Annotated in this window: 18 protein-coding genes and 1 tRNA gene; 18 read left to right on the top strand and 1 reads right to left on the bottom strand. The window is 65.3% G+C overall.

The annotated features are described in order from the left end of the window. The first annotated feature begins 161 nt into the window (after nt 1–161). Together ACQ4WQ_RS18420 and ACQ4WQ_RS18425 are read left to right on the top strand one after the other, a co-directional pair. On the top strand, nt 162–566 hold the full coding sequence (locus ACQ4WQ_RS18420) for a hypothetical protein (RefSeq protein ID WP_326457627.1): 405 nt from the start codon (nt 162–164) through the stop codon (nt 564–566). 13 nt (nt 567–579) lie between these two features. Further along, on the top strand, nt 580–1,080 hold the full coding sequence (locus ACQ4WQ_RS18425) for a glycine zipper family protein (RefSeq protein WP_436499032.1): 501 nt from the start codon (nt 580–582) through the stop codon (nt 1,078–1,080). On the opposite strand, the gene ACQ4WQ_RS18430 is transcribed toward ACQ4WQ_RS18425, so the two are convergent. Continuing rightward, entirely contained in the window at nt 1,077–3,134 is a 2,058-nt protein-coding gene (locus ACQ4WQ_RS18430; protein WP_436499034.1) for a TonB-dependent receptor domain-containing protein, read from the bottom strand. The genes ACQ4WQ_RS18425 and ACQ4WQ_RS18430 overlap by 4 nt on opposite strands. Nucleotides 3,135–3,409: 275 nt before the next feature. On the opposite strand from ACQ4WQ_RS18430, the gene ACQ4WQ_RS18435 reads away from it, so the two are divergent. The 16 genes from ACQ4WQ_RS18435 (at nt 3,410) to ACQ4WQ_RS18510 (ending at nt 24,065) form a co-directional block, all read left to right on the top strand. Next, a complete protein-coding gene (locus tag ACQ4WQ_RS18435; RefSeq protein WP_436499036.1) occupies nt 3,410–3,835 on the top strand; it encodes a hypothetical protein in 426 nt (141 codons plus the stop codon). A 160-nt stretch (nt 3,836–3,995) separates the two neighbouring features. Then, a complete protein-coding gene (locus ACQ4WQ_RS18440; RefSeq protein WP_070224603.1) occupies nt 3,996–4,754 on the top strand; it encodes a 3-hydroxyacyl-CoA dehydrogenase in 759 nt (252 codons plus the stop codon). Between the two features lie 198 nt (nt 4,755–4,952). Further along, a complete protein-coding gene (gene ggt / locus ACQ4WQ_RS18445; RefSeq protein ID WP_436499038.1) occupies nt 4,953–6,728 on the top strand; it encodes a gamma-glutamyltransferase in 1,776 nt (591 codons plus the stop codon). A 40-nt stretch (nt 6,729–6,768) separates the two neighbouring features. Next, a complete protein-coding gene (locus ACQ4WQ_RS18450; protein WP_034751717.1) occupies nt 6,769–7,938 on the top strand; it encodes a patatin-like phospholipase family protein in 1,170 nt (389 codons plus the stop codon). A gap of 141 nt (nt 7,939–8,079) precedes the next feature. Next, nucleotides 8,080–12,222 (top strand): hybrid sensor histidine kinase/response regulator, encoded by a 4,143-nt coding sequence (locus ACQ4WQ_RS18455; protein WP_436499041.1) that lies wholly within the window; start codon nt 8,080–8,082, stop codon nt 12,220–12,222. An 85-nt stretch (nt 12,223–12,307) separates the two neighbouring features. Next, the gene (locus ACQ4WQ_RS18460) at nt 12,308–13,015 is read left to right on the top strand and encodes a response regulator (protein WP_436499043.1); all 708 of its coding nucleotides are present in this window, start codon (nt 12,308–12,310) and stop codon (nt 13,013–13,015) included. Between the two features lie 218 nt (nt 13,016–13,233). Continuing rightward, a complete protein-coding gene (locus ACQ4WQ_RS18465) occupies nt 13,234–14,853 on the top strand; it encodes an AMP-binding protein (protein ID WP_436499045.1) in 1,620 nt (539 codons plus the stop codon). Next, complete coding sequence (locus tag ACQ4WQ_RS18470; RefSeq protein WP_436499047.1) at nt 14,850–17,225, top strand: bifunctional salicylyl-CoA 5-hydroxylase/oxidoreductase; 2,376 nt, start codon at nt 14,850–14,852, stop codon at nt 17,223–17,225. Before ACQ4WQ_RS18465 ends, ACQ4WQ_RS18470 begins: the two co-directional genes overlap by 4 nt. A gap of 19 nt (nt 17,226–17,244) precedes the next feature. Beyond that, a complete protein-coding gene (locus ACQ4WQ_RS18475; RefSeq protein WP_436499049.1) occupies nt 17,245–18,027 on the top strand; it encodes an SDR family NAD(P)-dependent oxidoreductase in 783 nt (260 codons plus the stop codon). Between the two features lie 13 nt (nt 18,028–18,040). Further along, the gene (locus ACQ4WQ_RS18480; RefSeq protein WP_326457328.1) at nt 18,041–18,553 is read left to right on the top strand and encodes a MarR family winged helix-turn-helix transcriptional regulator; all 513 of its coding nucleotides are present in this window, start codon (nt 18,041–18,043) and stop codon (nt 18,551–18,553) included. A gap of 2 nt (nt 18,554–18,555) precedes the next feature. After that, entirely contained in the window at nt 18,556–19,410 is an 855-nt protein-coding gene (locus ACQ4WQ_RS18485) for an enoyl-CoA hydratase family protein (RefSeq protein ID WP_436499051.1), read from the top strand. Between the two features lie 4 nt (nt 19,411–19,414). Continuing rightward, nucleotides 19,415–20,575 (top strand): acyl-CoA dehydrogenase family protein, encoded by a 1,161-nt coding sequence (locus ACQ4WQ_RS18490; RefSeq protein ID WP_326457326.1) that lies wholly within the window; start codon nt 19,415–19,417, stop codon nt 20,573–20,575. A gap of 35 nt (nt 20,576–20,610) precedes the next feature. Next, nucleotides 20,611–21,003 carry a RidA family protein gene (locus tag ACQ4WQ_RS18495; RefSeq protein ID WP_326457335.1) on the top strand — a complete coding sequence of 131 codons (393 nt, stop codon included), beginning with the start codon at nt 20,611–20,613 and terminating at the stop codon, nt 21,001–21,003. A 122-nt stretch (nt 21,004–21,125) separates the two neighbouring features. Next, nucleotides 21,126–21,860, top strand: a complete 735-nt coding sequence (locus tag ACQ4WQ_RS18500; RefSeq protein ID WP_326457325.1) for a PEP_CTERM-anchored TLD domain-containing protein — start codon at nt 21,126–21,128, stop codon at nt 21,858–21,860. A gap of 65 nt (nt 21,861–21,925) precedes the next feature. Further along, nucleotides 21,926–22,000 (top strand) — tRNA-Arg (locus ACQ4WQ_RS18505). Nucleotides 22,001–22,172: 172 nt separating this feature from the next. Next, entirely contained in the window at nt 22,173–24,065 is a 1,893-nt protein-coding gene (locus ACQ4WQ_RS18510) for an ATP-binding cassette domain-containing protein (RefSeq protein ID WP_436499054.1), read from the top strand. Nucleotides 24,066–24,203 lie beyond the last annotated feature (138 nt).

The following is a 24,203-nucleotide window of genomic DNA, read 5'->3' on the forward strand; positions in this document are numbered from 1 at the left end:
GCTGTTTGCGTTTTGCGCTGCTGAAACTTTCCTGCCGTCCATATCCTCGGCGTATCAAAGGTGAGCAATTGTTACGGCGCCTTTGCATGTGCCGGCGCTCTGCCAATAATGGAGTGAAGGAGTGAGCTTTACAGTCTGGCAGGGAAAGGCAGGAGGATGTCATGGACAGCAATAACACAGGCCGCTGGGCGCCGCTGGCGCTGGCGGCGGCGATGGGACTGGCAGTGGCGGGCGGCGCCTGGGCCGCGCCCGGCGGACATGGCGGGCACCATGGCGGCTTCCACGGTGGCCACGGCCACTTCCATGGCCGTTCGCACGTGGGCGTCTGGGTAGGTTCGCCATGGTGGTATGGCTACGGGCCTGGCTGGTATGGCGACCCGTGGTATGGCTATCCTTATCCGTATGGGCGCACCTTGATCGTACAGCCGCCACCCGTGTACATCGAGCAGGGCGGCGAGCCGACGGCGCAGATGTGGTATTACTGCGCGCGGCCGCAAGGCTATTATCCCTACGTGAAAAATTGCAGTACGGCATGGCGTGCCGTGCTACCGACCAGCGTGCGCTGACGGGGAGGGGAGCATGAACACGGGAGCGTTGATGGGGCGTGCCGGCCTGCTGGCACCGCTGCTGCTGGCCGCCTGCACGGTGATGCCGGAAGGGCCGTCGGCCATGGTCTTGCCGGGAACGGGCAAGAGTTTCGAACAATTCCGCCGCGATGACGGCAGTTGCCGCGGCTATGCCCAGGCGCAGCTGGGCGGCAATTCGGCGCAGCAGGCCAGCGTCGATAGCGGCGTGCGCAGCGCGGCGCTGGGCACGGTGCTCGGTGCGGCGGCCGGCGCCGCCATCGATGGCGGCCATGGCGCGGGCGTGGGCGCCGGCACTGGTTTGCTGTTCGGCGCGCTGGCGGGCACGGGCGCGGCCGACAGTTCCGCATACGGCATGCAGCGCCGCTACGATTATGCCTACCAGCAATGCATGTATGCGAGCGGGCACAAGGTGCCCGTCGCCGGGCAGATGCTCAGCAGCGTCCCGGCCAATGCCGCCACGCCGCCGCCCGATACGCCGCCGCCCCGTTATTAGAACCGTGAGGTCAGGCCGACGAACATGCGCCGTCCCGGCACGTAATAGTCGACCAGACCATCGGCCATCGGTCCCTTCTTGAACAGGTTCTGCACGCCGCCGCGCACCGTCCATTGGGGCGTGACCTTGTACGACACGACCGTATCGACGATGGTGTAGGCCTTGTCGGCCAGTTTGCCCGCGTCGAGTTCCTTGCCCGTGTACTGCGCCGAGACTTCGCCGAACAGCTGGTCGTTGACTTGCCAGCCCAGCGCCGAGTACCACGACAGCTTCGGCGTCGACAGCAGGTTGGCGCCCGTGGTCAGATTTTTCGCTTCCGCCATGTAGGTCACGTTGTTACGCCAGTTCAGGTTTTTCGTCAGCGGGATATTCGCCGTCGCTTCCAGTCCGCTGGTGCGCGCCTTCTGGATATTCGTCATCTTGGTCCACCACTGCTTCTGGTAAAAACCCAGCGGCGCGTAGTCGATCTTGTTCTTGAAATCCGTGTGGAAGTACGTCAGGCCCACGTCCCAGCCATTCTGTTCCCACGCCACGCCGATCTCGCCGGCCGTGCTCGTTTCAGGCTTCAAGTCCGCATTGCCGGCCATGTAGCAGCCGCCCGTGATGTAACCGAGCGGTTTCAGGCTGCCGCAACCGCGTCCGCCCGACTGCGTGGCCGCCGCCGGCGAGTTTTCCTTCAGGCTCGGTGCGCGGAAGCCTTGCGAGATGCCGCCCTTGATGGTCCAGGCGGGGGCCGGGTGGTACACGAGGTACAGGCGCGGGCTGTAGTGGTTGCCGAACTTGCTGTGGTGATCGAGACGCAGGCCGGCCGTGGCCGTCAGGTTGTCGCGCAGGAACAGCTGATCTTCCGCAAACAGGGCCGAGGTGGTGCCGGAGAGGGTGGCGCCGCTGACGGGGTTGCCCAGGTAATCGGTGGGCACGGTGCCGATGGTGTCCGTGTTCGTCAGTTCCTGGTGCTTCCACTGGCCGCCCATCACCAGCATCTGCTCGATGCCGCCCCAGCCGACGCGTTTTTCCAGGCTGGCGTCCAGCGTGCTGTCCTTGGATTTCGCCACCGTGCCGACCACCTCGTTGTCGAAGTCGTTGTGGTACAGGTTGACCACGGCCTTGCCGAAGTCCCAGCGGCCTTCATAGCCGATGCTGGCGCTCTTGCGTATCAGCTTGCTCGCGCCCCAGGCGCCGAACAGCGGGTAGCCGTCCGCGTCGAGCGTGGTCGAATCCGTCGATTGCTGCTTGCCGTAGCTGGCGTCCAGCGACAGGTTCTGCTTCTTGTCCAGCGCCCAGTTCAGCTGGCCCGAGACGGTCTGGTTGCGTTCGCCGCCGATGCCGCCCGATTTGCCGATCGCTTTTTCATCGGGATTCTGGCGCGTCTGACCCACGCCCAGGCGCATGCCCACCGTGTCCGACAGGGGACCGGCCAGGTTCAGGCCCAGCTGGTGCGCCGTGCCGCGGCCGCTGTCCTGCGGCTGCGTGTAGTTGGCCGTGGCCGAGCCGTCCCACTTGCCCGGCACCTTGCGCGTGATGATGTTGATCACGCCGCCCATGGCGTCCGAGCCGTACAGCGAGGACATGGGGCCGCGCACCACTTCGATGCGCTCGATCATGTCGGGCGAAATCCAGTTCAAGTCCTGGCGGCCCAGGTCGGGACGGTAGGCCGTGTCGGCCGAGCTGCCCACGCGCTTGCCGTCGACGAGGATCAAGGTGTATTTGTCGGGCAAGCCGCGCAGCTTGATCTTCGACTCTTCGCCCACGGGGCTGGTGCCGCCCGTCACGCCGGGGATGCGGCGCAGCAGGGTATTCAAGTCATACACGGGCTGGCGCTCGATTTCCTCGCGCGTGATGACACTGATGCTGGCCGGCGCATCCTTGATGTCGATGGCCGTGCCCGAGGCGGTGACGACCACCGTGTTCATGGTCGGATCGGCGGCCGCATTGCCTTCGGCCCAGGCGCTGCCGACGGCCAAGGACAGCAGGCAGGGCAGGAGCAGGGTGGCGCAATGGATGGGGCGGGCGGGCGTAACAGGATGAATGAAGGCGGGACTACGCTGGGTCATGGTGAACTTTCCGGATGTTGTTATTTCCTGGCTGCCTTCCGGGTGGCTCGGGTATGAATGAAAAGATAATAAATTGCGCTCGAATTTCGCTAATGAGAATAAGAATCGTTCTTATTGTAATGCCATCCTGGCAAGAAGGAAAGTGCTGAAAGGAAATAAAACACCGTTGCAGCATGCGCGTGGCAGCCGCAGACGTGAGAGTGTTGCCCTCGCTGGCATTTGGCGCGGCGTGTGCCAATAATAAAAGCGGTAGGATCGATGCTTGGGGAGGGGGTATGAAGAAGATGACAAAAACCATGCTGGCGCTGGCCTGCGCCATGCTGGTATCGGCTGGCGGCCATGCCTGGGCGCAGGAGCCGGCGGCGTCCGATGAACTGCCCGTGTGCCGGCTCGACCCGCGCGACAGCGGCAAGCTGGCGGTGGAACCGTGCCGCCCAGCGCCGCCCGTGCAGCCGCGCCGTTCCGTGGCGCAGGTGATCGGCCGCATGCCGGCGCCACCTGCACCAACGGTCGTGCCCATGGCGCCCCTGCCGCCCAACCCGGCCGTGCCGATGCCGCGCGCGCCGCAGCCCATCGGCGCATGCGACAGCGGCGGCTGCCGCGACGCGGCCGGCGCGCGCTACAACGGCGCGGGCAACGCCACGCTCGATGCCAATGGGCGCATCTGCCACCGCAACGGCGCTTTCATGCAGTGTTTTTAACCTTGCCAGTCGCTGGCGCTGCAAGTTTTCGCTCGGTGCGCGCAAAAATGGCTACAATTGTCGCCGACATTACGTTTACGTAAACGTAATAGCGTAATAATGGCATCGTGCATCAACCATCAGGCGCCGGGAACACGGCCCTTATCACTCAGGAGATTTCATGCAGATTCAGGACAATGTATTCATCATCACGGGCGGCGCATCGGGTTTGGGCGCAGCCACGGCGCGCATGCTGACGGCCGCTGGCGGCAAGGTCGTGCTGGCCGACGTGCAGACGGAGGCGGGCCAGGCGCTGGCCGCTGAACTGAACGGCGTGTTCGTGCAGTGTGACGTGACGTCGGAAGAAGACGGCCTGGCCGTGGTGGCGGCGGCCACCAAGCTCGGTACCTTGCGCGGCCTGGTCAACTGCGCCGGCGTGGCGCCTGCCGTGAAAACCGTGGGCAAGGATGGCCCGCATCCGCTGGCCCTGTTCCAGAAGGTCGTCAACATCAACCTGGTGGGTACCTTCAATATGTGCCGCCTGGCGGCCGACGCCATGGCGAAACAGGATGCGACGGCGGAAGGCGAGCGCGGCATCATCATCAACACGGCTTCCGTGGCGGCCTACGATGGCCAGATCGGCCAGGCGGCCTACGCTTCATCGAAGGCGGCCGTGGTGGGCCTGACCCTGCCGATGGCGCGCGACCTGTCGCGCAACGGCATCCGCGTGATGACGGTGGCGCCCGGCATTTTCGAAACGCCCATGCTGCTGGGCATGCCGGCCGAAGTGCAGGATGCGCTGGGCAAGATGGTGCCGTTCCCTTCGCGCCTGGGCAAGCCCGGCGAATACGCGCAACTGGTGAAGGCCATTGTGGAAAACGTCATGCTCAATGGTGAAACGATCAGATTGGATGGCGCGATCCGCATGCAACCAAAATAAGAGCACCTGGGCAATGCCCAGGGCGTTGTTGCATGGCCTCGCCGTGCTATTTGCACTGTCTTCGGCCACGCGCCTAGCCCTGTACATTCCCAGGCACTCTTATGGCGGCTGCGCCGTGTTGGGCATTTGATGTAGGATACCCCCGTATGGGGCGTACAGCCTTGCCTGGCTGTGCGCCCTTTTTTTATCGGAGAATCCATGATCGCATTGAAGCCGCTGGCGCTGAGCCTGACCTTGCTGGGAGCCTTGGCTGCCAGCCCCGTATTTGCCGAAGTGCCGCAAAAGGCGCCGGAAATCGCCACCGCGTATGCGGAAAAAAACGGCTGGGCGGCGCAGAAATTCATGGTCGCCGCCGCCAATCCGCTGGCCGCCGATGCCGGCTATCAGATGCTGAAAAAGGGCGGCAGCGCCATCGACGCGGCCATCGCCACGCAGCTGGTACTGACCCTGGTCGAACCGCAATCGTCGGGCATCGGCGGCGGCGCCTTCCTGCTGTATTCCACGGCCAAGGGCGTGCAGGCCTTCGACGGGCGCGAAACGGCGCCCGCCGCGGCGGACGAACACCTGTTCCAGAATGCGGACGGCAGCCCCGTGTCGCGCGCCACGGGCGTGGTGGGCGGGCGCTCGGTGGGCGCGCCGGGCGTGCTGCGCATGCTGGAACTGGCGCACAAGGAGCATGGCAAGCTGCCGTGGGCGACCCTGTTCGGTCCCGCCATCCGCCTGGCGCACGGCGGCTTTCCCGTCAGCCAGCGCCTCAACGGCCTGTTGACCTGGGACCAGGCGCTGAAGCGCGACCCTGTCGCCGCCGCGTATTTCTATGACGGCGAGGGCAAGGCCTGGCCCGTCGGCCACGTGCTGAAAAACCCGCAACTGGCGCGCACCTTGCGCGAGATCGCCCGCGGCGGCGCCGACGCCTTTTACAACGGCCGCATCGCGCGCGACATCGCCGCCAAGGTGGCGTCGCACCCGACCAATCCGGGCAAGCTGACGGCGCAGGATATCGCCGGCTACCAGGCCAAGGTGCGCGAACCCGTCTGCAGCGACTACAAGGCCTGGACCGTATGCGGCATGCCGCCGCCATCGTCGGGCGGCATCGCCATCGCGCAGATGCTGGGCATGCTGGAAGTGAAGGATATCCGCCCGTATCCGCCCGTCGACGGCGTGCTCGATGCGCAGGCGATCCACCTGTTCTCGGAAGCGGGGCGCCTGGCCTACGCGGACCGCAACCGCTACGTGGCCGACACGGACTTCGTGCCGCTGCCGGGCAAGGGCATCGCCTCGATGCTCGACAAAACCTACCTGGCGCAGCGCGCCTCCCTGATCGGCGAGAAATCCATGGGTAAAGCCTTGCCCGGCACGCCGCCCGGCATGCAGGTGGCGTGGGGCATGGACAACGCCTTGCAGCGCCCGTCGACCTCGCACCTGGTGGCCGTGGACGCCTTCGGCGGCGGCCTGTCGATGACCACGAGCGTGGAAGACGCGTTCGGTTCGCGCCAGATGGTCGACGGCTTCCTGCTGAATAACCAGCTGACGGATTTCTCGTTCGATTCGCGCGATGCCGATGGTCCCATCGCCAACCGGGTCGAAGCGGGCAAGCGTCCGCGCAGCGCCATGTCGCCCACCCTCGTGTTTGAAAAGGGCACGCACAAGCTGGTGCTGGCGACGGGTTCCCCGGGCGGTTCGTCCATCATCAATTATGTGGCCAAGGTCCTGGTCGGCACCATGGACTGGGGCTTGAACGTGCAGCAGGCGATCAGCCTGCCGAACTTCGGCAGCCGCAACGGCCCGACGGAACTGGAAAAGGGCCGCGCGCCGGCCGCGCAAGTCGAGGCGCTGCAGGCGATGGGCCACGAGGTGCGCGTCATCGAACAGAATTCCGGCTTGCAGGGCATCATGCGCCTGAATGCGCATGGCAAGGATTTCTGGTTTGGCGGTGCCGATCCACGGCGCGAAGGCATGGTCCGAGGCGACTAAACTTTTCCACAAAGTATCAAGACCCTGCTAATCTGCCGGCATGGGAATGCAAAATAAAACAGGCTTGATACTCACGGGAGGAGGCGCCCGTGCCGCCTACCAGGTGGGCGTGCTGCAGGCGATTTCGGCGATTCTGTGGGAAGCGGGCTGGGCGCCGGCGCGCAACCCGTTCGACATCATCTGCGGCACCTCGGCCGGCGCCATCAATGCCACGGCGCTGGCCTGCCGCGCCGACAACTTCGGCGAGGGCGTGCAAAAGCTGCTCGACGTGTGGCAGCACATCGAGGTCGAGCAGGTATACCGCGCCGATTCGCTGGGCGTGATCCGCTCGGGCGCGCGCTGGCTGTCCCTGCTGTCGTTCGGCTGGCTGCTGCGCCAGTGGCATGCGTCGCCGCCCAGTTCCCTGCTCGACAATACCCCGCTGGTCAGCCTGCTGCACCGCATGCTCGACCTGCCGCGCCTCGATGCTGCCCTGGCCGACGGGCTGCTGCATGCGCTGGCCGTGACGGCGTCGTCGTATTCGGGCAGCCGCCACATGACGTTTTACCAGACGGCCGAGGATATCGCGCCGTGGGTGCGCACGCAGCGCCTGGCCTTGCCCGACCAGATCGGCGTGGAACACTTGCTCGCCTCGGCCGCCATCCCTTTTATCTTCCCCGCCGTGCCCCTGTACGTGGGCGGCCAGCGCGAATACTGCGGCGACGGTTCCATGCGCCAGCTGGCGCCGATCTCGCCGGCCATTCACCTGGGCGCGAACAAGGTGCTGGTGGTGGGCGCGGGACGCATGACGGAACCGGCACCGGCCGCGTCGGAAGCGGCGCGCTACCCGAGCCTGGCGCAGATCGCCGGCCACGCGCTGTCGTCGATCTTCCTCGATGGCCTGGCCGTCGACATCGAGCGCCTGAACCGCATCAACCTGACCCTGTCGATGCTGCCGCCCGAGCTGCTGGGCAAGACGGCCTTGCGGCCGGTGGAATTGCTGGTTATCGCGCCGTCCGAGCGGCTCGATGCCATCGCCAGCCGGCATATCGGCAGTTTGCCGCGTCCCATCCGCACCATGTTGTCGGGCATCGGCGCGGCCGAAGCGCGCGGCGCGGCGCTGGCATCGTATTTATTGTTCGAATCGACGTATACTAATGAGCTGATCCGTCTTGGACAGCGCGATACGCAGGCCCGCAAGGACGATGTACTGGCGTTTTTTGGTTCTTGAGACGGCCCCCGGAACAGTTGCGGGAGTTTTCGCGTTTTTTTTGACAGGACGATTGTGCAGGTATTTCGACGTGTTTTCGATGTTGCCTTACTGTTAATTCTGCTGATCGGCGGTCCGTCCGCGGCGGCGCCTGCGCCCACCTTGCGCTTCGACCAGCTCAGCGTCGACCAGGGCCTGGCGCAGGAATCGGTGCTGGCCATCGCCCAGGACCGGCAGGGCTATATGTGGTTCGGCAGCCAGTCCGGCCTGAGCCGCTACGACGGCTACCGCATGGTCGTCTACAAGAATATCGAGGGCGACAAGACCAGCCTGGCCGACAACTGGGTCGGCGAGCTGCATGTCGATAGCCAGGGCCAGCTGTGGGTGGGCACGGACAATGGCCTGGACCGCTTCGACGCCGCCAGCCAGACCTTCATCCATTATGTCCCGGCGGAAAAGAGCAAGCGCGGCAACGGCAACCGGCATATCCACGCCATCCTCGACGATGGCGCGCGCGGCTTCTGGATCGCCACCTCGGACGGCTTGCAGCATTTCGATCCCGCCACCGGCGCCTTCCGCACCTGGCACCATGAAGAGGGCAACCCGCACAGCCTGGGCGACAATGAAATCAAGGCGCTGGCGCTGGACGCGCAACGGCGCCTGTGGATCGGCACGGTAACGGGCCTGGACATGCTGGCGCCGGGCAGCGAGCGCTTCGAGCATTTCGCCGTCGACGCGACGCCCGGCTCGAAGTACAACGTGATCCAGTCGCTGCTGATCGACCGCCAGCAGAACCTGTGGATCGGCACCATGGCCGGTGCCGAGCGCTGGCGCCTGGGCGGCGCCGGCCAGCCGCCGCAGGCGCGCGTACGCCTGAGCGAAAAACAGGGCTTTTCCGCCATCCGCGTGGCCAGCCTGTACCAGGATGTCGACGCCACCGTCTGGCTGGGCAGCAATGCCGATGGCCTGTTCCGCTGGCTGCCCGACAGCGACACCTTCCTGCAGTACCGGCACCAGACGGGCGACAAGTTCAGCGTCGCCGACAACCAGCTGTCATCCTTGTACCGCGACCGCGCCGGCACCTTCTGGGTCGGTTCCTGGTACAACGGTGTGAGCCGGGTCGACCTGGGCAGCGGCGGCTTTGCGCGCATGGCGCGCGCGCCCGGCGACGTGGGCGCGCTGGCGGACAAGAAAGTGCGCGCCGTGGCCGACGCGGGCAATGGCAAGCTGTGGCTGGCCACCAAGGGCGGCCTGAAACTGTACGATACGCGCGACGGCAGCTCGCGCCTGTTCGACCTGCGCAGCTCGCCCGGCATGTCGCGCGACGAGCAGATCACCACCCTGTACAAGGGGCCGGACGGCACCTTGTGGGTGGGCGGCTCGACGGGCTTGCACCGCTTCGATCCGGCCCTGGAACGCTTCTTCACCATGCGCTTTGCCGCCGGCGACCCGAACAGCGACACCATCCGCAATGTCGTGAGCGACCGCAGCGGCATGCTGTGGGTCTCGACGCGGGGCGGCGTGCACCGTTTCGATCCCGCCAGCCGCCGCTTTACCACCTATCGCCACGATCCGGCCGACCCGAACAGCCTGTCCGACAACATGGTGCGGCCCGTGCTGGAAGACGGCAAGGGGCGGCTGTGGATAGGCTCCTTCCACGGCCTGGACTTGCTGGACCGCGCCAGCGGCCGCTTCCGCCATTTCCGCCACGATCCGCAAGACCCGCATAGCCTGAGCCACGACGAAGTGCATTTCCTGCACGAAGACAAGCGCGGCGTGCTGTGGGTGGGCACGGCCAACGGCTTGAACCGCATGGACGTCGATGCCAAGGGCGAGATCCGCTTCCGTCGCTTCCTGCGCAAGGATGGCATGGCCGACGATGCTGTCGCCAGCATTCTCGGCGACGACAACGAGCAGCTGTGGCTGAGCACCAACAGCGGCATCACGCGGCTCGACATGCGCAGCGGCCTGTTCCGCAACTATGACAGCGCCGATGGCACGGTGGAAGGCTCGTACTTCGATGGCGCGGCCCTGCGCGCGGCCGATGGCACCATGTATTTCGGCGGCTTCAACGGCATGACGGCGTTCGTGCCGCAGGATATCCACGACAACCGCGTGCCGCCGCTGGTGGCCATCACGGAACTGCAGATCTTCAACAAGCCGGTGGCCATCGGCCGCGGCGAGTTCGCGCATGTGCTCGGCACGGCGATCGACCATACGCGCAAGCTGGTCCTGACCAGCCGCGAAAGCGTCTTTTCGCTGGAATTCGCGGCCCTGCATTTCGCCGCGCCCCAGCGCAATATGTTCGCCTACCGTCTCGAAGGCTTCGACCAGGACTGGGTCATGACGGATGCGGGGCGGCGCTTTGCCACCTACACCAACCTCGATGCCGGCAACTACGTGTTTCGCGTCAAGGCGGCCAACAAGGACGGCGTGTGGAACGAGAGCGGCACCACCCTGGCCATCACGATCCTGCCGCCATTCTGGAAGACCTGGTGGTTCCGCACCCTGATGGCGGCGCTGCTGCTGGGCGCCGTGTATGTCGCGTACCGGCAGCGCGTGCGCGCGCTGCGGCGCCAGCAGAACGAGCTGGAAAAACTCGTCGGCGAACGCACGGCCGAATTGCAGAGCAAGGAAATCGAAGTGCTGGCCCAGTCGGAAAAACTGGCGCAAGTAAACAGCAGCCTGACGAAAAACGAGGAAAGCCTGCGCCAGGCCAAGCGCAAGGCCGAGGATGCGACGCGCCAGAAGTCGGAATTCCTGGCCAACATGAGCCACGAGATGCGCACGCCGCTGGCCGGCGTGATCGGCATGCTGGGCTTTGCCCTGCGCGACGAACAGCTGCACGACGCCACGCGCGAGCAGATCCTGCGCGGCCAGGCCAATGCCCAGTCGCTGCTGGTGATCATCAATGACTTGCTCGATTTTTCCAAGATCGAGGCGGGCAAGCTGAGTATCGAAAACATCGACTTCGCGCTCGGCGCGGCCATCGAGACGGTCGTCAGCCTGTTCGAGGAGCAGGCTGCCGCGCGCAGCATCGGCTTCTCCATCGATTTCGCGCCCGACCTGCCGCCCTTCGTGGTGGGCGACCCGACCCGCTTGCGCCAGGTGCTGGTCAACCTGGTCGGCAATGCCTTCAAGTTCACCCAGCGCGGTGGCGTCAGCGTGTGCGTCGAGCGGGCCGGCGTGGCCAGCGGCAGCGGCGGACGCCGTGTCAACCTGATCCGCTTTAGCGTCAGCGACAGCGGCATCGGCATCGATGCCGATGCGATGGCGCGCCTGTTCCAGAAGTTCGAGCAGGCCGACGCCAGCACCACGCGGCGCTACGGCGGCACGGGGCTGGGCCTGGCGATCTGCCGCCAGCTGGTCGAACTGATGGAGGGCGAGATCGAGGTGGCCAGCACGCCGGGGCAGGGCAGTACCTTTGCCTTCACCTTGCCGCTGGCCGACGGCGTGGCGCCGCCGCTGGTGCCGCAGGTGGCGCTGGCGCCGCACAGCCATCAGTTGCGCGTGCTGTGCGCGGAAGACTTCCCCACCAACCAGATCATCATCCGCGTCATGCTCGAGGAACTGGGACACCGGGTCGACGTGGTCGCCAACGGCATGCTGGCGGTGGCGGCCTGCGTGCATACGCGCTATGACCTGATCCTGATGGACGGGCGCATGCCGGAGATGGACGGCGCCACGGCGACGCGTCTGATCCGTGTGGGCGGCTGGCCGGACCAGCCCGTGCGCGACCAGGAGCTGATGATCGTGGCCCTGACGGCGAACGCCAGCGAAGAAGACCGCGGCCGCTATCTGGGCGTCGGCATGGATGATTTCCTCAGCAAACCCGTCGACGAGGCGGCGCTGCATGGCTTGCTGGCGCGTGCCATCGAGCGCCAGCTGCAGCGCGGTTTCATGTTGCCGCGCATGCCGTCGAACGCGCCGCGCGCTAGCGCGCGGGGGCAGGCCGAACTCGACGCCCTGTTCGGCATCGCGCCGGCCATCCCCGCGGCGGCGCTTGCGCAATCCGGCCGCAGCGGCGAACTGCAGCGGCGCATCCGCGTCGCCTTCGTCGCCGACCTGGAGGGGCGCCTGCGCGAACTCGACGCCGCCCTGGCCGCGCAGGACAGCGACAATGCGGGGCGCCTGCTGCACGGATTGAAGGGCAGCGCCGCCTATCTCGATGAAACGCAGCTGCACATGCTGTGCACGGAAATGGAAGAGGCGGCCGATGGCGGGCGCTGGACCCAGGTGGCCATGCATTTGCCGCAATTGCGCGCACTGTTGGCGCAAATAGCCGTTTCGGGCAAGGAAATGTAAAATAGGCAATGCCGGCCATCGGGTGCGCGGCGAAACTGGGTAGAATACGGCCAGGCCCCTGACGCCGCCGGCAATGGAGAAAGCAATGAAAGTACTGGTGGTTGACGACGATGTCGTGTCGCGCATGGTATTGATGCATCTGATCGACAGCTGCGGCGTGCACGATATCGTGGAAGCCGAAGATGGCGCGGCGGCGTGGGAGCAGCTCGAAGGCGGCTTGCGCCCCGCGCTGTGCTTCTGCGACTTGCGCATGCCGCGCCTGTCCGGCATGGAGCTGCTGCAGAAAATCCGCTCCGACAGCGCGCTCGATGCCATGCCGCTGGTGCTGGTATCGTCGGCCAATGACCACGACACGGTGCGCGACGCCGTGCAGGCCGGCGCCGCCGGCTACATCGTCAAGCCCTTCCAGCCGGAGCAGGTGCGCCAGCATATCGACGCCTGTTTCGACGTCTCCGCCTTGCCGGCCGAGACGCCGCGCGACACCTTGCAGCGGCTCGGCATCGACGGCGAACGCCTGCTGGCCTATCTGACGGGCTTCCAGGGACAGATCGTCGCCGCCAGCGAACAGGTCGATGCCTTGCTGGCGCGCGGCGAACCGGCCCAGGCGCGCCAGCAGCTCGAACGGCTGCACCTCGGTTGCCGCACCCTGGGCTTGCACGGCGCGGAAGCCGGCATGAGCGCGCTGCTGCAGTCGGCGGTGCTCGATGGCGAGCAGATGCAGGCGGCCCTGGCCGCGCTGGCGCGCAGCGCGGCGCAGCAGGCGCGTTTGCTGCGCCAGGACGGCGCCGACTGAAACACCATAACAAAACCTACTGCGCGTCGTGATTTGCGGCTTCCGATGCTCACTGTGCATCCGCACAGCTCCGCTTCTCGGTCACAACTCCCATCCGCTCGCTACGGTTTTGTTAGGTGTGTTGAAATTGCTGTTTTCTGCTTGCTGGAAAAATACTTTAGGTTTAAAGTATCTGCTTCCGGGCCTTGTGCACGCGCCCGTCACCAGCCAGGATGAGCATGAGCAGCGACCCTTCGCCTACCACCGCATCTCCCCAGGACGACTTTGCGCGCGCGCACCTGCCGCCGCGCGCACTCTGGCCGCAGCTGTGTTTCGACTTGCCCGAGCTGCAGTATCCGCCGCGCCTCAATTGCGTCGCCGCGCTGCTCGATGCGGCCGTGGCCAACGGCGGCGGCGAGCGCACCGCCATCCTTGCCGATGGCCAGCGCTGGAGCTACGCCGATCTTGCGCGGCAGGTCGACCGCATCGCCCACGTGCTGCGCGCCGACCTGGGCCTGATCCCCGGTAATCGCGTGCTGCTGCGCGGCGCGAATACCCCCATGATGGCCGCCTGCCTGCTGGCCGTGCTGAAGGCCGGCTGCATCGCCGTGCCCACCATGCCGTTGCTGCGCGCGCGCGAACTGTCCACCATCCTGGCCAGGGCGCAAGTGAACGCCGTGCTGTGCGCGCAGGGCTTGCGCGGGGAGCTCGACGGCTTGCCCGGCCTGCCGGCCATGCTGTGCTTTGGCGCCGACGGGTCCGAGCTGGAACGGCGCATGGCGGCCCACGATGCGCCATTTTCCGCGCACGATACGGCGGCCGACGACGTCTGCCTGATCAGCTTTACTTCGGGCACCACGGGCGTCCCCAAAGGCACCATGCACATGCACCGCGACCTGCTGGCCATCTGCGACTGCTTTCCCCGTTCCATGCTGCAGGCGCGCGCCGACGATATCTTCATCGGCACGCCGCCGCTGGCGTTTACCTTCGGCCTCGGCGGCTTGCTGCTGTTCCCCCTGCGCTTCGGCGCGGCCACCGTGCTGCTGGAAAAGGTCACGCCCGACGGGCTGCTGCACGCCATCGCTGCCTATCACGCCACCATCTGCTTCACGGCGCCCACCTTTTACCGCCAGATGGCGCCCCTGGCGGCCGGCCACGACTTGCGCAGCCTGCGCCTGTCCGTGTCGGCCGGCGAGGCGCTGCCGCTGGCCACGCGCGACGCCTGGCAGGCGGCGACGGGACTGGCCATGACGGATGGCATCGGCGCCACCGAAATGCTGCACATCTTCATTTCCGCCACGGGCGAGGGCATCCGCCGCGGCGCCATCGGCAAGGCCATCCCCGGCTACCAGGCGTGCATCGTCGACGATGCGGGCGTGCCGCAGCCGCCCGGCGTGACGGGCCGCCTGGCCGTGAAAGGCCCTACGGGCTGCCGCTACCTGTCCGACCCGCGCCAGCGCGAATACGTGCAGAACGGCTGGAACCTGACGGGCGACACCTTCGAGATGGACCGCGACGGTTACTTCTATTACCGCTCGCGCAGCGACGACATGATCGTCTCGGCCGGCTACAACATCGCTGGCCCGGAAGTGGAGGAGGCGCTGCTGCGCCATCCGGCCGTGGCCGAGTGCGGCGTCGTGGGGCGCGCCGATGCCGAGCGCGGCCAGATCGTCGAGGCGCACATCGTGCTCAAGGAGGGCTGCCAGGCCAGCGACCTGCTGGCGGCCGAACTGCAGCACTTCGTGCGCCAGCAGATCGCCCCGTATAAATACCCGCGCGCCATCCGCTTCCTGCCTTCCCTGCCGCGCACGGAAACGGGCAAGCTGCAGCGCTTCAAACTTCGCACGGACACCCCATGAATATTGTCTGCATCGGCGGCGGACCCGCCGGCCTGTATTTCAGCCTGCTCATGAAAAAGCAGAACCCGGATCACCGCATCACCGTCATCGAGCGCAACCGCCCGTACGATACGTTTGGCTGGGGCGTGGTGTTTTCCGACCAGACCCTGGGCAACCTGGCCAACGCGGACGAGCCGACGGCGCGCGCCATCCTGCAGGCGTTCAATCACTGGGACGATATCGAGATCCACTTCAAGGGCCAGACCGTGCGCTCCGGCGGCCATGGCTTTTGCGGCATCGGCCGCAAGCGCCTGATCAATATCCTGCAGGCGCGCTGCGAGGAACTCGGCGTGCAGCTGGTGTTCGAGACGGAAGTGCGGGACGACCAGGCCATCGCGAAGCAGTACGGCGCCGACCTGGTGATCGCCAGCGACGGCTTGAACAGCCGCATCCGCACGCGCTATGCGGCCAGCTACCAGCCCGAGATCGACCAGCGCCATTGCCGCTTCGTCTGGCTGGGCACGCGCAAGAAATTCGAGGCCTTCACGTTTGCCTTCCGCCAGACGCAACACGGCTGGTTCCAGGCGCATATCTACCAGTATGACGGCGAGACCTCGACCTTCATCGTCGAAACGCCCGAACACGTGTGGCGCGCGGCGGGACTGGACGCCATGAGCCAGGAAGAGGGCATCGCCTTTTGCGAAGCGCTGTTCGCCGAGGAACTCGACGGCCACGGTTTACTGAGCAATTCGCCGCACTTGCGCGGCTCGGCGCAGTGGATCACCTTCCCGCGCATCGTCTGCCGGCAGTGGGTGCATCGCCAGGACGGCGTGCCCGTCGTGCTGATGGGCGACGCGGCCCACACGGCGCATTATTCGATAGGCTCGGGCACCAAGCTGGCGCTGGAAGACGCGATCGAGCTGGCGCGCTGCTTCGGCCAGCATGCCGGGACGACCGAGGCGCTGGCCGTCTACCAGCAGCTGCGCGCCATCGAGGTGCTGAAAATCCAGAGCGCGGCGCGCAATTCCATGGAGTGGTTTGAAAACGTCGAGCGCTACAGCGCCATGGAGGCGCCGCAGTTCGCCTATTCGATGCTCACGCGCAGCCAGCGCATTTCGCACGAAAATCTGCGCCTGCGCGATCCCGCCTACGTGGCCGGCTATGAATCGTGGCTGGCGCGGCGCGCGGGCGAGCAGGCCGGCGTGGACATGCTGGATCAGGCCTTGCCGCCCATGCTGACGCCTTTCCGGCTGCGCGGCGTGCTGCTGAAAAACCGCATCGCCGTCTCGCCGATGGCGCAGTACAGCGCCGTCGACGGCGTGGCGGGCGACTACCATCTGATGCACTTGGGCGCGCGCGCCCTGGGCGGTGCAGGGCTCGTGTTTGCCGAGATGACGTGCGTCTCGGCCGATGCGCGCATCACGCCCGCCTGCCCCGGCATGTACAGCGAGGCGCACACGCAGGCCTGGCGGCGCATCGTCGATTTCGTGCACGCGAACAGCGATGCGAAGATCGCCCTGCAGCTGGGCCACGCGGGGGCGAAAGGCTCGACGCGCCCCATGTGGGACGGCATCGACCAGCCGCTCAGGGAGGGCAACTGGCCGCTGGTCTCGGCCTCGGAGCAGCAGTACCTGGCCGGCGTGTCGCAGGTGGCGCGCGCGGCCACGGAAAGCGACCTGGCGCGCATCGAGCAGGACTTCGTGCGCGCCACCCTCGCGGCCGCCGTCGCCGGTTTCGACTGGCTGGAACTGCATTGCGCGCACGGCTATCTGCTGTCGAGTTTTATTTCGCCGCTGACCAACCGCCGCACGGACGAGTATGGCGGCAGCCTGGAAAACCGCTGCCGCTATCCGCTGCGCGTATTCCGCGCCATGCGCGCCGCCTGGCCGCAGGATAAACCGATGAGCGTGCGCATTTCGGCCCACGACTGGGTCGAAGGCGGCATCACGCCCGACGATGCGGTGCGCATCGCGCGCCTGTTCAAGCAGGCCGGTGCCGACCTGATCGACTGTTCCTCGGGCCAGGTCAGCAAACTCGAACAGCCCGTGTACGGCCGCATGTTCCAGGCGCCGTTCGCCGACCGCGTGCGCAACGAGGCGGGCATCGCCAGCATGGCCGTCGGCTCCATCTTCGAAGCCGATCACGCCAACAGCATCATCGCCGCCGGGCGCGCCGACCTGTGCGCCGTGGGCCGCCCGCACCTGGCCAACCCGGCCTGGACCCTGACGGAAATGGCGCGCATCGGCTACAGCGGCTTTGGTGCGGCCTGGCCGAAACAGTACCGGCCGGGCCAGCAGCAGCTGGAACGCAATCTGCAGCGCGAGCGCCAGCTGGCCGCCGCCAATACGGGCCTCACCCCGCAACAGGTGGCCGCGCGGCTGCTGGAAGGATGACATGAGCAAGGAAGCATTGATGGACGCATTATCAGGAAAACATGCGCTGGTGACGGGGGCCGGCAGCGGCATCGGGCTCGCTTGCGCGAACGCCTTGCTGGACGCGGGCGCCAGGGTCACGCTGGCCGGGCGCGATGGCGCGCGGCTGGCGCGCGCGCGCATGCAGCTGGAAGAGGCGGGCCATGCGGGTCGGGTGGCCATCTGCGTGCTCGACGTGGCCGTGGAAGCGTCCGTGCAGGCGGGCTTCGCGCAGGCCGCCGCGCATTTCGGCCGCATCGATATATTGATCAATAACGCGGGCCAGGCGCATGCGGCGCCTTTCGGCAAGACGGATGCCGCCATCTGGCAGCAGATGCTGGCCGTGAACCTGACGGGCGTGTTCCACTGCTGCCAGGCGGTCATGCCGGCCATGCTGGACGCGGGCTGGGGCCGCATCGTCAACGTGGCGTCGACGGCGGGCCTGAAAGGCTATCGTTACGTCAGCGCCTATGTCGCCGCCAAGCATGGCGTGATCGGCCTGACGCGCGCGCTGGCGCTGGAAGTGGCGCCGCGCGGCGTCACCGTCAACGCCGTCTGCCCCGGCTACACGGAAACGGAGATGGTGGCGCAGGCCGTGCAGAACATCGTGCGCAAGACGGGGCGCGGCGAAGATGCGGCGCGCGCGGAACTGGCATCCTCCAATCCGCAGCAGCGGCTGGTGCAGCCGCGCGAAGTGGCCGATGCGGTGGCCTGGCTCTGCCTGCCCGCGTCCTCCTCCATGAATGGACAATCGATCGCCGTCGCCGGCGGCGAAGTCATGTAACCGAATGAAGATCATGGACAAAGAAAACGAAAATGTGCAGGACGAACCCGTGCTGGACCTGGCCAGCCGGCTGACGCAGGACCACCACCAGTCGCTCAAGCTGTGGCTGCGCATGCTCTCATGCACGGTGAAAATCGAAAACGAGGTGCGCACGCGCCTGCGCGCCAGCTTCGGCATCACCTTGCCCCGCTTCGACCTGATGGCGCAGCTCGAGCGCTTTCCCGAAGGCTTGCGCATGGGCGAACTGTCCAGGCGCATGATGGTCACGGGCGGCAATATCACGGGCATCACCGACCAGCTGGAGCAGGAGAAACTGGTGGCGCGCGTGGTCGACCCGAAAGACCGCCGCTCGTACAGCGTCAAGCTGACGCCAGCGGGCCGGCGCGCCTTCGACGAGATGGCGCGCGTGCACGAAGGCTGGATCGCCGAACTGCTGCACGGCGTGACGCCCGACGACAAAACCCGCTTGATCGACCTGCTGTCGCACATGAAGCAGCAGCTGAATAACACCTCCCTAAAGGACTGAGCATGCGCCATCTACCCGGCCAGCCGCAAGACCTGCCAGGCAACCGCGCCATCCTGGCCGCTTACGCCGCGCGGCATTTTCTGTTTGCCGTCGACGCAGGCGTCGCCACCCTGACCCTGCACCGGCCCGAGCGCAAGAATCCGCTTACCTTCGATTCCTATGCGGAGCTGCGCGAGCTGTTCCGCGCGCTGGCGCATGCGGACGACGTCAAGGCCGTGGTGATCACGGGCAGCGGTGGCAATTTCTGCTCGGGCGGCGACGTGCACGACATCATCGGACCGCTGACGCAGCTCGACATGCCCGGACTGCTGGCGTTTACCCGCATGACGGGCGACGTGGTGAAAGCCATGCGCGCCTGCCCGCAGCCCATCGTCGCCGCCATCGACGGCATTTGCGCGGGCGCCGGCGCCATGCTGGCGCTGGCTTCCGATATCCGCATCGGCACGGCGCGCAGCAAGACGGCTTTCCTGTTTACCCGCGTGGGACTGGCCGGCTGCGACATGGGCGCCTGCGCCTTGCTGCCGCGCGTGATCGGCCAGGGCCGCGCCGCCGAATTGCTGTACACGGGGCGCTCCCTGGCCGGAGCCGAGGCCGAACGCTGGGGCTGGCTTAACCGTCTGGTCGAGCCGGAAGAACTGGCCGAGGCGGCGCAGCTGTTCGCCGCCGGCCTGGCCAGCGGCCCCACCTTCGCGCACGGCATGACGAAAAAAATGCTGCAGCAGGAGTGGAACATGGGCGTCGACGAGGCCATCGAGGCGGAAGCGCAGGCGCAAGCCATCTGCATGGCCACCAACGATTTCCACCGCGCCTATCACGCCTTCGTGGCGAAAGAAAAACCGCAATTCGAGGGCGATTGAGAAGATGAACAATACACGCGATACCACTTACCTGGACTGGCCATTTTTCGAAGCGCGCCATGCGGAACTTGAGCGTGACCTCGATGCCTGGGCGGCGCAGCACCTGGGCGACGAGCATGGCGCCGACGTCGATGCGGCTTGCCGCGCGCGGGTGGCGCAACTGGGGCAGGGCGGCTGGCTGACCTACGCCACCGGCACCGATGGCAAGATCGACACGCGCGCCATCTGCCTGATGCGCGAAACCCTGGCGCGCCACGACGGCCTGGCCGATTTCGCCTTCGCCATGCAGGGACTCGGCTCCGGCGCCATCGGCCTGTTCGGCAGCGCCGGGAACAAGGCGCGCTACCTGCCTGACGTGGCCAGCGGCAAGCGTATCGCCGCCTTTGCCCTGTCCGAGCCGCAGGCCGGCTCCGACGTGGCGGCCATGGCCTGCGCGGCGCGCCGCGATGGCGACGACTATGTGCTCGATGGCGAAAAGACGTGGATCTCGAACGGCGGCATCGCCGACTTTTACGTGGTGTTCGCCCGCACGGGCGAGGCGCCAGGGGCGCGCGGCATCAGCGCCTTCATCGTCGACGCCGACAATCCCGGGCTGGAAATCGCCGAGCGCATCGCCGTCATCGCCCCGCATCCGCTGGCGCGCCTGCGCTTTGCCAATTGCCGCGTGCCCGTGTCGCAGCGCCTGGGCGAGGCGGGGCAGGGCTTCAAGGTGGCGATGGCGACACTCGATGTCTTCCGCACCTCGGTGGCCGCCGCCGCCCTGGGTTTTGCGCGGCGCGCGTTCGACGAGGCGTTGCGCCACGCGACAAAGCGCCAGATGTTCGGCCAGACCCTGGCGGACTTCCAGCTGACGCAGGCAAAATTGGCGCAGATGGCCACCGGCATCGACGCGGCCGCGCTGCTCACCTACCGCGCCGCCTGGCAGCGCGACCAGGGCCGCAAGGTGACGAAGGAGGCGGCGATGGCCAAGCTGACGGCCACCGAGACGGCGCAGCAGGTGATCGACGCGGCCGTGCAGCTGTTTGGCGGCATGGGCGTCGTCAGCGGCCATCCGGTCGAGCGCCTGTACCGCGAAATCCGCGCGCTGCGCATCTACGAGGGCGCCAGCGAAGTGCAGCAATTGATCATCGCGCGCGAACTGCTGCGCGAGGCGGGGAACGCATGAACAGCATGAACCGCATGGACAACGAGGAGAACACGATGCAAGTGCTGCAACCGCCCGGATGGGCAAGACCGCGCGGCTATGCGAACGGCGTGGCCGCCAGCGGACGCACGGTGTGCGTCAGCGGCATGATCGGCTGGGATGCGCAGGGCCAGTTTCATACGGACGATTTTGCGGGACAGGTGCGCCAGGCGTTGCAGAATGTCGTCGCCGTGCTGGCCGAGGCGGGCGCCTTGCCCGAGCACATTGTGCGCATGAACTGGTATGTACTGGACAAGAAGGAATATGTGGCGTCATATCCACAAATTGGCGTTGCTTACAGGGAAATCATCGGCAAGCACTTCCCGGCCATGACGGCCGTGCAGGTGGCGGGACTGATCGAGGATAGAGCGAAGGTGGAGATCGAGGTGACGGCGGTGTTGCCTGGCTGAATTTCTGCTATGAAATATTGCGTATTGGTATCTAAATAATAAATATAAAAACATTATCTATCGTGTTATATTTGGCAACCGGAACATGCGCCGGTTTTAAATACTGACAGTCGAGGTAGAAGATGCGCAATAATTTCAAAGCGGTAATAGGTGTGGTGCTGGCCGTGGCCGGCATGGGGTTTTCCCTGGGCGCGCAGGCGGGAACCGGTACGTCGCTACTCTCTCCCGGCTACCAGACGCAGCTGGAAACCTGGCTCGGTGAAGGCCATCTGGCACTGACCAACATTTACAGTAAGGCAACGGGTGATACTTCACTCGATTTTCACAAGGCCTCCGATGGCAAGGGGCGCACTTTTTCCGTCATGGAGGCTACGAATTCATCTGGCAAGACGTGGCTGGTGGGCGGCTATAATCCGCAAAGCTGGAGCTCCACCGATGGCATGCATGTGACGATGCCGGACAGTGCGCGCACGGGATTCCTGTTCAATTTGACGTCGGGCCTGATGCTGCCGCAATTGAAGCAGTATTTCAATGGCGATGAAATCGGCAAGGATCAAACCTATAACGATAGCAATTTTGGTCCCACCTTCGGCTATGGCCACGACCTGTATGTGCCGCAGGATCTGACGCACGGCGGCAGCTCCTTCCTGTACACCTATAATTTTCGTGGACAGCCATCGACAGGGATCAGTTTGCTCGATGGCTCCGCCTGGCATGGCAACGATGTGACCTTCGGCGCGATCCAGGTATTTTCCATCAGCGCCGTGCCGGAACCGGCCACCTACGCGCTACTCCTGGCGGGATTGCTTGTGTTGCTGGTGCGCCAGCGCGGCAGGGCAACGGCACGCATCGCCTGAAGTGGCGCCGCCCGCTTGCCACGCTGTTAATGGCGGGCGCTTGCCTGTATAATGCCGCTGCGCGTGTCGCCATCGTACAATGGATAGTACAAGGTCCTCCTAAGACTTAAATGCAGGTTCGATTCCTGCTGGCGACACCACGTTTCCACGCAACGCGCGTCGGCAGCCTGTGATCATCCAGGCGGTAGTTACCGGTCGATGGCGATTGAAGTCCAGGTTATCGGTACAATGCGTGCTTCATTCATCCAATCGGCGGCTGTTTTGCACACCACGCGGTGAGCGCGAGACGGCGCCCGAGCACTCTTACTCATTATGGCTGTCATTTCTCTTTCATCGGCGCAACTTGCGTTCGGTCACGTCGCGCTGCTCGATCACGCGGAATTTTCACTGGAAACCTCGGAACGGGTCGGCTTGATCGGCCGCAACGGCACGGGTAAATCGTCGCTGTTGAAGGTTATTTCGGGCAAGTTCAAGCTCGATGACGGCTTGTTGGTGATGCAGCAAGGCATCAAGATCGCCTATGTGGAACAGGAACCGCAATTCGACCCGGAAATGTCCGTGTTCGACGCGGTCGCTTCCGGCATGGGTGAATCGCAGGCGTGGCTGAAGGAATACGATGCGCTGACGGGCCAGTTTGGCCAGGGCAATGACGACGAACTGATGGAGCGCATGCACGACATCCAGGTCAAACTCGATGCGGCCGATGCGTGGAGCTTGCCGAACAAGGTGGAAACCGTGCTCGACCGTTTGAACCTGACGGGCGACATGCTGATGAAAACCCTGTCCGGCGGGATGCAAAAGCGCGTGGCGCTGGCGCGCGCGCTGGTGTCGGCGCCCGACGTGCTGCTGCTCGATGAACCGACCAACCATCTGGACTTCAGTTCCATCCTGTGGCTGGAAGGCTTGTTGCGCGACTTCAAGGGCAGCGTGCTGTTTATTACCCATGACCGCTCCTTCCTCGACAACGTTGCCACGCGCATCATCGAGCTCGACCGCGGCCGTTTGCTGTCGTATCCGGGCAACTTCACGGCTTACCAGACCCGCAAGGCGGAGCAGCTGGAAATCGAAGAGGTGGAAAACGCCAAGTTCGACAAGTTCCTGGCGCAGGAAGAAGTGTGGATACGCAAGGGCGTCAAGGCGCGCCGCGTGCGCGACGAAGGCCGCGTGCGCCGCCTGGAAGCGCTGCGCCTGACGCGCAATGCGCGCCGCGAGCAGCAGGGACAAGTCAAGCTGGACGTGTCGGCCGGCGAACGCTCGGGCAAGATCGTGGCGGACCTGGAAAACGTCTCGAAGATCTACGGCGACAAGGTCATCGTCAAGGATTTCAGCGCCACCATCCTGCGTGGCGACAAAGTCGGCCTGATCGGCGCCAACGGTGCCGGCAAGACCACCTTGCTGAAGATGATCCTGGGCCAGGAAGAGTCGGACACGGGCACCATCCGCCTGGGCACCAAGCTGCAAGTGGCGTATTTCGACCAGATGCGCACGCAGCTGAACGAAGAAGCGAATTTGATGGAAACCATCGCGCCAGGCAGCGACTGGGTCGAGATCAATGGCCAGCGCCGCCACGTGATGACGTATCTGAACGACTTCCTGTTCGCGCCGGAACGTGCCCGTTCGCCCGTCAAGTCGCTGTCCGGCGGCGAGCGTAACCGTTTGCTGCTGGCGCGCCTGTTCGCCAAGCCGGCCAACGTGCTGGTGCTCGATGAGCCGACCAATGACCTCGATATCGATACCCTGGAATTGCTGGAAGAGTTGCTGGAAGAATACACCGGCACCGTCTTCCTCGTCAGCCATGACCGCACCTTCCTCGACAACGTCGTCACGCAAGTGATCGTCGCCGAAGGCGAGGGCAAGTGGCGCGAATTCGTCGGCGGTTACACGGACTGGGAGCGCGTGCGCACCTTGCCGATCGCCACGGCGCCCGCCAGCAAGCCGGCCGTGAAGGTCGAGGCCGCCGCACCTGTTGCCAAGCAGAAAAAGCTCAGCTACAAGGAGCAGCGCGAGCTGGAAGAACTGCCGAAACTGATTGCCAAGCTGGAAGACGAGCAATCGGTGCTGGCCGCCGAACTGTCGCATCCGGACTTCTACAAGAAGACGCCGGCCGAAGGCAAGCGCCTGAATGCACGCGTGGCCGAGATCGAAGGCGAGCTGCTGGAAGCGCTGGAAAAGTGGGAGCAGATCGAGGCGCGTGCCAACGGTTGATGCTTTTTGCATACCCCGTTGTAATTAAGTCAGGATTATTTGCCACGGCAACGGTTCAGCTTGATATAATTATATAATTATATTTATTACATCGGAGGATGCATGTTTGTCATGAAAAACACGCGCTCCGGACCACCG

This window comes from Janthinobacterium goodfellowi (assembly GCF_051380695.1).
Taxonomy (GTDB): Bacteria; Pseudomonadota; Gammaproteobacteria; order Burkholderiales; family Burkholderiaceae_D; genus Janthinobacterium.